Annotated in this window: 8 protein-coding genes; 4 read left to right on the top strand and 4 right to left on the bottom strand. The window is 59.3% G+C overall.

The window, feature by feature from the left end; all coding sequences use genetic code 11:
* The 4 genes from AC07W4_RS22585 (at nt 1) to AC07W4_RS22570 (ending at nt 5069) form a co-directional block, all read left to right on the top strand.
* Nucleotides 1–1341 (top strand): HlyD family type I secretion periplasmic adaptor subunit, encoded by a 1341-nt coding sequence (locus AC07W4_RS22585; RefSeq protein ID WP_008048857.1) that lies wholly within the window; start codon nt 1–3, stop codon nt 1339–1341.
* A 1-nt stretch (nt 1342) separates the two neighbouring features.
* Nucleotides 1343–2671, top strand: coding sequence for a TolC family outer membrane protein (locus AC07W4_RS22580; protein WP_008048856.1), 1329 nt, complete (start codon nt 1343–1345; stop codon nt 2669–2671).
* 223 nt (nt 2672–2894) lie between these two features.
* Complete coding sequence (locus AC07W4_RS22575) at nt 2895–4025, top strand: nitrilase-related carbon-nitrogen hydrolase (RefSeq protein WP_495034033.1); 1131 nt, start codon at nt 2895–2897, stop codon at nt 4023–4025.
* Between the two features lie 3 nt (nt 4026–4028).
* Nucleotides 4029–5069 (top strand): AraC family transcriptional regulator, encoded by a 1041-nt coding sequence (locus AC07W4_RS22570; RefSeq protein WP_008048854.1) that lies wholly within the window; start codon nt 4029–4031, stop codon nt 5067–5069.
* A 344-nt stretch (nt 5070–5413) separates the two neighbouring features.
* Here the strand turns inward: AC07W4_RS22570 and AC07W4_RS22565 are convergent, their stop codons facing one another.
* From AC07W4_RS22565 to lon, 4 genes are all read right to left on the bottom strand, one after another.
* On the bottom strand, nt 5414–6259 hold the full coding sequence (locus AC07W4_RS22565) for a DUF2242 domain-containing protein (protein WP_495034032.1): 846 nt from the start codon (nt 6257–6259) through the stop codon (nt 5414–5416).
* A gap of 203 nt (nt 6260–6462) precedes the next feature.
* The gene (locus AC07W4_RS22560; protein WP_495034031.1) at nt 6463–8334 is read right to left on the bottom strand and encodes a SurA N-terminal domain-containing protein; all 1872 of its coding nucleotides are present in this window, start codon (nt 8332–8334) and stop codon (nt 6463–6465) included.
* Between the two features lie 233 nt (nt 8335–8567).
* A complete protein-coding gene (locus tag AC07W4_RS22555; RefSeq protein ID WP_002552737.1) occupies nt 8568–8840 on the bottom strand; it encodes an HU family DNA-binding protein in 273 nt (90 codons plus the stop codon).
* Nucleotides 8841–8989: 149 nt separating this feature from the next.
* Nucleotides 8990–11386 (bottom strand): endopeptidase La, encoded by a 2397-nt coding sequence (gene lon, locus AC07W4_RS22550; protein ID WP_495034030.1) that lies wholly within the window; start codon nt 11384–11386, stop codon nt 8990–8992.
* Between the last annotated feature and the right edge of the window lie 50 nt (nt 11387–11436).

The raw sequence follows: 11436 nt of genomic DNA, 5'->3' as shown, positions 1-11436 counted from the left end.
ATGCAAATGAGCCAACATACCGAGATGATTACAGCCGATTCCAGGAGCGTGGTAGACCTGGACGTCGGCAAGCCCGCGCGGTGGGGCGTGTGGCTGGTGCTTGCCGGCTTCGGCGGCTTCCTCCTGTGGTCATGGCTGGCGCCGCTGGATGCCGGCGTGGTAGCGACAGGCACGGTCAAGGTCACCAGCAATCGCAAAGCCGTGCAGCATCTGAGCGGTGGCACCGTGGAGGCCATTCTCGTTCGCGAAGGCGATCTGGTGACAAAAGGCCAGGAGGTGGTCCGCCTCGACTCGTTGCGTGCCCTTGCCGAACAGGGTGCGGTCAGCGCCCAGTACATCGTCAGCAAGACGGTGGAAAACCGTCTGGAAGCGGAACGTGACGGCCGCGAGGTGGTGAACTTCGATCCTGAATTGCTCAAGCGCTTCAAGGATGACCACCGCCTGGAAGCCGCCATGGACCTGCAACAGCGTCTGCTCGACACCCGGCGCGCCGGTCTCGCCGGCGAGATCAGCATCCTGCAGGAGAACCTGGCGGCGTCGGCCGTGCAGCTCAAGGGCCTGCAGCAGGTCTACAGCGCCCGCGCCTCACAGATCAGTTTCCTCAACCAGGAACTGCAAGGCACCCGCGTGCTGACGGCCGAAGGCTATGTGCCGCGCAACCGCCTGCTTGAGCTGGAACGCAGTAATGCCGACCTCTCCGCCGGCCAGGCCGAGAACCTCAACAACATCGCCCGCGTGCGTAGCCAGACCACCGAAATCAAGCTGCGCATCCTGCAGCGCCAGCACGACTACCTGAAGGAAGTCGAATCGCAGTTGACGGAAACAGCCAAGGAAAACACCACCCTGGCCGACCGCTTGCGCGCGCTCGACTATGAAGTGACCCACACGGTGATTCGATCGCCGATCGATGGCATGGTCCAGGCTTTGAGCATCGCCACCGTCGGCGGGATCATCCAACCCGGCTTCAAGATCATGGAAATCGTTCCGGTCAACGAACCCTTGCAGGTCGACGCGATGATTCCTGTGCAGGCCATCGACAAAATGGTCCCCGGCCTGCCCGTGGACATTTCCTTCCCGGCCTTCAACCATGCCAAGACACCAAACATCCCCGGCCGTGTGATGACCATTTCCGCCGACCGCCTGATGGACGAGGAAAGCAAGCAGCCGTTCTATCTGGCCCAGGTGGAAGTCACCCCCGATGGCATGGGCCTGCTTGGCACCAATCACATTCGCCCCGGAATGCCCGCCAGCGTCACCATCAAGACCGGCGAACGCAATATGTTGAGCTATCTTCTTAAACCAATGCTCGAACGTGTGGACAGCTCATTCAAGGAACAATGAAATGGATCGTCATTGCCTGCTCTTCTGCCTGATGGGGTTGGCCTTGCCGGCCAACGCCATGGACCTCAAGCAAGCCTGGGATCTGTTGCAGTTCCAGGGGCCGATCTACCAGGCCGCCATGCATGAAAAAGAGGCCGGCGGGGAAAACCGCGCCATTGGCACGGCCGGCCTGCTACCGCAGATCAACGCCTCTGCCTACGACAACAAGGTCAATGGCACACAACGCCAGAGTGGCATCGAAAGGGATCTCGACTATGATTCCAAGGGCGCCAACGTGCGCCTGCGCCAGCCGCTGTTCAACAAACAGAAGATGGCCGAGTACCGCCAGGGTCAGCAGCGTGCCGACTACAGCAACGCGGTATTCGATGCCAAAAGCCAGGATGCAGCGGTGCGCTTGGCCGAAAGCTATTTCGACGTGCTCCTGGCCAGCGAAACCATCACCTTGGCCAAGTCCAAGCTGAACGCCTTTGAAGAGCAACTCGCCTCAGCGAAACGGCGCCTGGAACTGGGGGCCGGCACCGTCACCGACGTCGACGAATCGACCGCTCGCCGCGACCTCGCCGAAGCCGAACTGATCGAAGCCCAAGACAACCTGGTCAACGCGCGTCGCAAGCTCGAGGAATACATCGGTGAAACCCCCGAATCCCTGACCACCTTGCGTCCGAGTTTCGATACACCACCGCTGGTACCAAGCAACCTGCAGGACTGGCTGGTCAAAGCCCAGGTCGATAGCCCGTTGCTCCATGCGCGCCGGTACAGCCGCGACCTCGCCGAAGAAGAAGTGAACCGCGCCAGGGCCGGCCATTGGCCAACCCTGGATTTCGTTGCCGGCTACACCGCGGGTGAGAGCCAATCCCTCTCCGAACTGAATCAACGCAACCGCTACGGTTCGATCGGACTGGAAGTCAACATCCCGATATTCGCCGGTGGCGGCGTCAGCGCGTTGACACGCCAGGCCAGTGCCAATAGCGACAAGGCCACGGACGAACTCGACGCTGCGCGACAGGAGGTCATCACCGGAACCACCCGCGAGTATCAAGGCATCCTGAGCGGCGCCAAACGCATTCGTGCGCTGGAGAAGGCCGTGGCATCCAACGAGCGCTCACTGGCATCGTCACGCAAGGGCTTCAAGGAAGGCGGCACCAGCACCAACTCGGATGTCCTCAATGCAGAAGAACTGCTCTTCGTTGCGCGCCACGATCTGTTCGATGCCAAGCTGCGCTATTTGATGTCGCGCCTGCGCCTGGCCTCTTCGGTGGGCAGCCTGGGCGACGACGATATTGACCAGATCAACAACTACCTCGGCCCGGAACTGCTGGTCACCAAATAACGTTCACCTGCCGGCCGGTCGCGCCAAATGATGGCCGACCGGCCCTCTCCTCCCATGATCCCCACCAAGCCATTCATTACCGCGCCTTCGCGCACAAAGGCAGCCTCCAGAGAAATAAACAGTCACCGCTGAAATTTGCCCAATAAGCCCTTGATTCCCTTTATGCTCGATCCCGCTCCAAATCAAAAGCCACGCCCGGCTCCAGGCTGTAAACTGTTTCCCCATGCGCAAATTTTTGTACCTGACATTTTCCATGGCATTGCTCGCCGCCCTCACGACCTACGCGATGTGGGCCGCAGACCGGCCAGTGGGTCATTACCTTTCGGACCTGCGGATCAGCCTGGCTGTCGACCAGGGCACGCCTGCGGACCGAGGCAATCTGTTGGGCATCCAGCCCGAACTGTTTCCTACCGACTATCAAAGCCCCGAGCGTTTGCACCGCAAGCTCGCGGCCTATCTGCAAGCAGCCCGGGACCAGGGTTTGCTGAACGGCAAGACCGTCGTCGTGCTGCCGGAGCACGTCGGTACCTGGCTGATGGTCAGCGGCGAGAAGGATGAGCTGTATCAGGCCAGCACCCTCAAGGAGGCCATGAACTGGCTGGCGGTGAGCAATCCCCTGAAGTTCGCCAAGGCGTGGATCAACGCCGAGGGCGGCAATCGTCTGGACGATGCCCACCTGCGCATGAAAGCCAAGGCAATGGCCAGGGACTACCAGGCATTGTTCGGAGGGCTGGCCAGGGAATTCCACGTGACGCTGGTGGCGGGCTCCATCGTGCTGCCCGAACCGAGCATCATCGACGGCACCTTGAAAATCGGCCGCGGCGCGCTGTACAACAGCAGCGTGGTGTTCAACAGCGATGGCCTGCCGATCGGCCAGCCCCAGCGCCAGATACACCCGTTCTTCGCGCAACAAAACGGGATCAAGGCGAACGGCGAGCACTCGCTCAATGTCGTCGATACCCCCGCGGGAAGGCTGGGCGTATTGATCGGCCACGACAGCTGGTACCCGGACAACTACCTCAAGCTCAACGACCAGAGCGTACAGTTGGTTGCGGTACCGGCCTTTGTTGCCGGCCGTGGCACCTGGGATCAACCGTGGCGCGGCTACAGGGGTTCTTCGGCACCGGCGTCGGTCAACTTGAAGCCTGGAGAAGTCAGTGAAGGTCAGGCCTGGCAGCGCCTGACCCTCACGACCCGGATGCCGGCCAGTCAGGCCGTCGCTGGCATGAGTGTGTTCCTGCGGGGGCAGTTCTGGGACCAGGGCAGCGCCGGGCATAGCTTCCTCAGCAGCAACGGCCAGCACTTTGCCGATGGCAACACCCAGGGTGCGCGCTTGCTGAACCTCTGGTTGTAAGCCATGAATCCACAGCCGATGCGTCTTGGCGATCTGTCGGTGGGCTTTGTTCATAGCCTGGCCGATGCCGTGCGCAGTCATGGCGTCGATCCGCAGCCACTGCTCGATCAATACGGTCTCGATGCCGCACGCCTGAGCGAAGCCGGTGCCCGGTTATCGATACCGCGCTACATGCGCCTGGGCCACAGCGCCATTCAACTGACCGACAACCCGGCCCTTGGCTTGCGCATGGGTCAGCTCAGTCGCCTGAGCCAGGCAGGCCTCGCAGGGGTCACCGCCGCCCAGGCGCCGACCGTACGAGAAGCCGCGCGCTGCCTGATTCGATTCGAAGCCTTGTACGGCTCCAATTATCGGGGTCAATCAAGCTTTCACGAAGACGCCCAGGGCGCCTGGCTGCGCTTCTATTCGATCAGCCCCTACAACGCCTATAACCGCTTTGTGGTGGATTCGATCATCGCCGGATGGTTGCAGCAATTATCCAGTGTCAGCCCTGCCCCGCTGCACGCCGAACGCATCGAGATCGAATTCGAGGAGCCCGGTTACCGTGCGGCCTATGACGTGTTGGGTGATTGTCCGATTCAGTTTGGCGGCGAGCGCAATCAACTGCGCTTGAGCCTGACAAGTCTCGCCCAGCGCAACCCCGAGCATTGCCCGAGTACCTGGCGGCATTTGCTGCAACTGTGCGAGCGGGAACTGGAACAACTCACACGCACCCGTAGCCTGCGTGAACGCATCATCGCGCTGCTGGGACCCTTGCTCAATGGTGGCCGAGAGCCCGACCTGCAGGAGGTGGCGGCACGCCTGAAGCTCCCCACCTGGACCTTGCGCCGCAAGCTCGCCGATGAGGGCACACAATTTCGTGCGATTCTCAACGACACCCGTCGCGACCTGGCCATGACTTACATACGTGACACCGAACTGGCGTTCGGAGAGATCGCCTACCTGCTGGGTTTTGCCTCAGCAGAAGCGTTTCAACGGGCATTCAAACGCTGGAACGGGCAGACACCCGGCGAATTTCGCCGCAGCCATCGCCAATCCACCTGATGCCTACAACTCGGTAGCGTCTTCCGCCGGCTCCAGTGGATCCAGTTCAAATGCCTGGTACTCGAGCAGCTCTTCTTGATAATCGTCCATTTTTGAATCCCCCAACCCATACTGAAAAAACGTCTGAATTAATGACCAGTTCCCTGAGCATAAAGTGCCCGCGTGAAAGAAAAGTGACGCGGACACGACACTCTGTCGCTACTGAATAAAACGTAGCATCTGGTCAGGAATTTATCATTGGTTTTTTAGCGCAAGGCCGCAGAACAGCGGACCTTGTTGATGAGGGTCAATCTTTTGGCTGGCCACGGGACCGGGTCATCCGACCCGATCCCGTGACGTCTCCATCACTGGCCGGAGGCAGGCATCGCCGGGATGGGTTCGCTCGGCGGTGGCAAGTCACTCGGGTTCGACGGTGGCGTGACGACTTCCTGGAGCGATGCAGGCTCTACACGCTCGGTCGGCGTGATCGGCGCCGTTTCAGGAGGCGGGGCAACAGGCTCGGAGGTCGCTGGAACCGCTTCAACGGGTGCAGGTACAGGTGCAGCAGGCTCTACAGCGGGAGTCGCTGTCGGAGCAGGTGCCAGCGGTGCCGGTGCTGCCTTGGCTTCAGGCATGCCCAGATCCGTTTTCGGCTTTTCGGGGATGTGCGCAGCCTTTTTCGCTTCCGGCGGCAGGAACAACTCGACCAGCGCAAAGAAACGTTCGTAGAACTTGGCAGACGATACGGTTTCGCTGGCGACCTTGACCATCGAGTCATCGGAGGAGCCGATCGGCATCGACACCGAGCCCAACACACCCACACCGAGACTGGCGGAGTTGTTGGTCTTCTTCAACGCATAACGATCCTGCAGGGCATTGGCGAATACGGTCGCGTGGTGCCCTTCGCTGCCGTCATCGGCGCAGACCACACTGAAGCTGATCTCCATGTGATTCTCGCCGGTCTGCTGGAAGCTCTTGTGACCGCTGACCAGCTTCGGATCGTTGCTGGTGATGATGTAACCCTGGCTGAGCAAGGCGCGACGGGCGGCTTCACAGCTCTGGGTATCGGTGACCGGATAGTTTCGGGAAAAGGTACCGGAGTCGTCGAAATTCTCATGCTCATAGATGGCAGGCTTGTTCGATGAACAACCAGCCGCAGTGGCAAGCACGGCTGCCAGCCCGACAACCCGCATGGGAAGTGATTTAAACATTGAACATCCTGAGGAAAACGGTTCGGGGCGTATTGTGCAACAGATCGATGCTTAGCGGAGCATCGATCGTGTCTTAAAACGGTTACAGGCTGATTGACCCCGGTTTTGCCCAAAAGTCACCGCGGCAATTGACGTACGGCCAAACAAAAAGACCCCGGCCTTTCGGCCGGGGTCTACTGTGCAGCGCTAAACCTGGTCAGACATCAGTAACGCTTGATCTCCGCCTGGCTTTCCAGCTGCTTGCGATAGGCCGCGAAGTCTTGCTGGCCGATGCGCGAAGCGAGGTAGCGACGATACTGTGCTTTCTCTTCTTCAGTCGGCGCCGCGGCTTCGTTCACGCCATTGAGGCGCACGATCATCAGGCTGCCATCAGCCAGCGTCACGCTGGTGAAGGTCGGCTTGTCCCTGGCCGCAGGCTTCGCCATGCGGAACAGCGCTTGCAGCACCGCTGGGTCGACACCTTCCTGAGCGCGAGTCGCCGCTTCGGTGACTTTCCATGTCTGGCCGTCGATCGCCTGATCCAGCGGGGTCTTGCCGTCGCGCAGGCTGGCAATCAGGGCGTCAGCCTTGGTCTTGGCATCGGCGCTGGCGTGCTCCTTGGTCAATTGCACACGGATCGCGGCAGAAACGCTTTCCAGCGGCAATTGCGAAGGCTTCAGGTGCTCCTTGGCACGCAACACGACCACGGTTTCCGGATCGAGCTCGATGGCGGTGCTGTTCGCGCCCTCATCCAGGACTTCCGGGCTGAACGCAGCCGTGATCACGGCACGGTTGGCGGCAATACCCTCACCGCCTTCACGGCCGAACGGCTTGGACGTGTGGACGGTCAGTTTCAGGTCCTGCGCCGGCTGAGCCAGATCGGAGGCTTCGAACGCGGCATCCTCCAGCTGCTTGCTCGCCTCGACGAAACGTTGCTCGACCTGCTGGATTTTCAGACCATGGGTCAGCTTGTCTTTCAGGCTGGCGAATGTCGGCACTTCAGGCGCTTCCACGCCCAACAGCTTGATCAGGTGGTACCCGAAATCGGTGCGAACCGGACCCGAGACTTGATCCTTGGCCAACGAATACAGGGCTTTTTCGAACGCTGGGTCGTAGACGCCAGGGCCGGCATAACCCAGGTCACCGCCGTTGTTCGCCGAACCAGGGTCCTGGGAGAATTCCTTGGCCAGCGCCTCGAATTTCTCGCCCTTGGCCAGACGGGCCTGGATCTCTTCGATCTTCGCCTTGGCTTGCGCCTCGGTGGTCTTGTCGTTCACTTCAATCAGAATGTGCGCCGCCTGGCGTTGCTCGGACAGGTTCGCGATTTCTTTCTGATAGGCCGCCTGCAGGTCTTCGTCATTGACGCTGACCTGATCGAAGAAGGAAGCCTTCTTCAGCTCGAGGTAATCGATGACCACCTGATCCGGCGTCATGAATTCCTTGGCGTGGTCGTCGTAGTAAGCCTTGACCTCATCGTCGGTCAGCTTCACCGCTGCCGGGTCGGTCTTGATGTTCAGGGAGGCAAAATCGCGGGTCTGTTTTTCCAGACGGGCAAACGCCAGAACCTGTGTATCGGTCACGAAACCGCTACCGGCCAGACCGGCACGCAGTTGCCCGATCAGCATTTCCTGAGCCATCAGCTGACGGAATTGCATGCGGGAGTAGCCGAGTTGGCGAATCACCTGGTCGAAACGCTCGGAACTGAACTTGCCATCCACCTGAAAATCAGGCGTTTGCAGGATGACCTGATCCAGAGCCGCTTCGGAAAAAGCGAATTTCGAACTTTCTGCGCCTTGCAGCAGCAGCTTGCGATCGATCAGGCCCTTGAGAGCCGATTCGCGCAGCATTTTTTCATCCAGCAAGGAAGCATCGAAATCCTTGCCCAGCTGTTGCATGAGCTGGCGGCGTTGCATATCCACCGCCTGGCTCAGCTCGTTCTGGCTGATTTCTTCACCATTGACCTTCGCCGCTTCATTCTTGCTCGTCGTGGCCTGAAAAATGGCGTCGAAACCAGTCAAGGCCATCAGTGCAACGATGACCCCGATAATAGTCTTGGCAATCCAGCCTTGTGAATTGTCCCTGATATTCTGCAGCATGCGTCCCCCAGAAACGGTTGAACTTCAAAATTAGGCAACCGTGGAGCGTGGGTAGAGTCCGGATAGAAGAAAGGCGCATCCGAGGATGCGCCTTCTCGTAACTGGCGGAGCGGATCGAGGGCTCGAACTGGCGGCCCTCGGTGTCTTGAACCGGCGACCTGCTGTCAGGACTGCCGCTCCGCTGCCAAGTCAGGCATGACCCCGACCCGGATGGGTAAAAACCTGAATCGAACTTAGTTGACAGCTTCTTTCAGTGCTTTACCGGCTTTGAAACCTGGTTTTTTGGCTGCTGCGATTTCCAGCGTCTTACCGGTCTGTGGGTTACGACCAATGCGAGCCGGACGATCAGTGACGGAGAAGGTACCGAAACCAACCAGAACAACAGAGTCGCCAGCCTTGAGAGCGCCAGTGACGGATTCGATTACAGCGTCCAGCGCACGGCCAGCAGCAGCTTTCGGGATATCAGCGGATGCAGCGATAGCATCAATCAGTTCCGACTTGTTCACTCTAAGTCCCCTTATATCTATTTGAGTATGATTCTAAGTTTTTTTGGTGAAAGCAAAAACGAGTGCTGAATGGCCTACAGACACTTAAGAGCCGCTTTATAACAAGGGCTCTAAAAAGCTGTCAAGAAAGCCCCCCAGGCAAATACGTACTAATGCGTGCTAATTCTTTCCTTAGAATCTGCGTCACGTTTCTCATCCTTCGCGACTATCTCCGGAGCCACGTCCGGCAAGGGCTCCGGCGCGTATTGCAACGCAATTTGCAGGACCTCGTCAATCCATTTAACCGGTTTAATCTGTAGATCCTGCTTGATATTGTCCGGAATCTCTTTGAGATCGCGCACATTCTCTTCAGGAATGATCACGGTCTTGATTCCGCCCCGATGGGCAGCCAGCAGTTTTTCTTTCAAGCCACCAATGGCCAGGACCTGACCACGCAGCGTGATTTCGCCGGTCATGGCGACATCCGCGCGTACCGGAATGCCGGTCAATGCCGATACCAGGGCCGTGCACATGCCCACGCCGGCGCTAGGGCCGTCCTTGGGAGTCGCCCCTTCCGGCATATGGATGTGCGTGTCGCGCTTCTCATGGAAGTCCAGAGGGATCCCCAGGCTCTTCGCCCGACTGCGGACAACGGTCAAGGCCGCGGTGATCGATTCGACCATCACGTCACCCAGGGAACCGGTCTTGATCAACTGGCCCTTGCCCGGTACGACGGCCGCTTCGATGGTCAGCAGTTCGCCGCCCACTTGAGTCCACGCCAGGCCGGTCACCTGACCGATCTGATCCTGCTGCTCGGCCAGGCCGTAGCGGAATTTGCGCACGCCCAGGAAGTGCTCCAGCATGTCTGCGGAGACCTTCACCGAGAAGCGTTTTTCCAGTGCATGCTCCTTGACGGCCTTGCGGCAGACCTTGGCAATCTGGCGCTCCAGCCCACGCACACCGGCTTCACGGGTGTAGTAGCGGATGATGTCGCGGATCGCTTCTGCGTCAAACTCCAGCTCGCCTTTCTTCAGGCCGTTGGCAGTGATCTGCTTCGGCGAAAGGTATTTGACGGCGATGTTGATCTTCTCGTCTTCGGTGTAGCCCGGCAGACGGATCACCTCCATCCGGTCCAGCAACGCCGGCGGGATGTTCATCGAGTTCGAGGTGCACAGGAACATCACATCGGAAAGGTCGTAATCGACTTCCAGATAGTGATCGTTGAAGTTGTGGTTCTGCTCGGGATCGAGCACTTCCAGCAACGCCGATGCCGGATCGCCACGCATGTCGCTGCCCATCTTGTCGATTTCGTCGAGCAGGAACAGCGGGTTGCGGACGCCCACTTTTGTCATCTTTTGAATCAATCTTCCTGGCATCGAACCGATGTAAGTACGGCGATGGCCACGAATTTCCGCCTCGTCACGTACACCGCCCAGGGCCATGCGCACGAATTTGCGGTTGGTGGCGTGAGCAATCGACTCCGCCAGGGACGTTTTACCCACCCCCGGAGGACCGACCAGGCACAACACCGGACCACGAATCTTCTTCACGCGCTTTTGCACGGCGAGGTATTCGAGGATGCGTTCCTTGACCTCTTCCAGGCCGTAGTGGTCGGCGTCCAGAATGTCTTCTGCACGCGCCAGGTCCAGGCGCACCTTGCTCTGAGCCTTCCACGGCACTTGAACCAGCCAGTCGATGTACGAGCGCACCACGGTCGCTTCCGCGGACATCGGCGACATCTGCTTGAGCTTGTTCAGCTCGGCCGTCGCCTTGGCCAGCGCGTCTTTCGGCAGACCGGCGGCATCGATACGCTTTTTCAGCTCTTCGACTTCGTTGTGACCTTCGTCGCTGTCGCCGAGCTCTTTCTGAATGGCCTTCATCTGCTCATTCAGGTAGTACTCGCGCTGACTGCGCTCCATTTGTTTTTTGACGCGGCCGCGAATGCGTTTTTCGACTTGCAGCAGATCGATCTCGGCATCCAGCAACGCCAGGACGTGCTCGACCCGGGCCGACAAATCGATGATTTCGAGGATTTCCTGCTTCTGTTCGATTTTCAGCGCCATGTGCGCGGCCATGGTGTCTACCAGGCGGCCTGGCTCATCGATGCTGTTGAGCGACGACAGGACTTCAGCCGGGACTTTCTTGCCCAACTGCACATATTGCTCGAACTGGGACAGCAGGCTGCGAACGAACACTTCCGACTCGCGCTCTGGTGCTTCAACTTCGTCGATCAGGGAGACTTCGGCGCGGCAGTGGCCGTCCACTTCGCTGAAGCGCTCAACGGCGCCCCGCTGCTCGCCTTCGACCAGAACCTTGACCGTTCCGTCAGGCAGTTTCAGCAGTTGCAGAACAGTGGCAATCGTACCAACGCGGTACAGAGCCTCTTCACCGGGGTCGTCGTCAGCCGGGTTTCTCTGGGCCAGCAGAAGAATCTGCTTGTCACCCGTCATCGCAGCTTCGAGGGCTTCGATGGATTTCTCGCGCCCCACGAACAGCGGGATAACCATGTGCGGATAAACCACGACATCACGCAATGGCAGGAGAGGCAATTCGATGGTTGTCTTCATGATTTCGCCTCTACGGCGGCCATAAGGCCGGAAACAGATGGAAGTAAGCT

Source organism: Pseudomonas sp. GW821-FHT02A08, from assembly GCF_059422045.1.
This window is presented reverse-complemented; position numbering and strand designations above follow the sequence as displayed.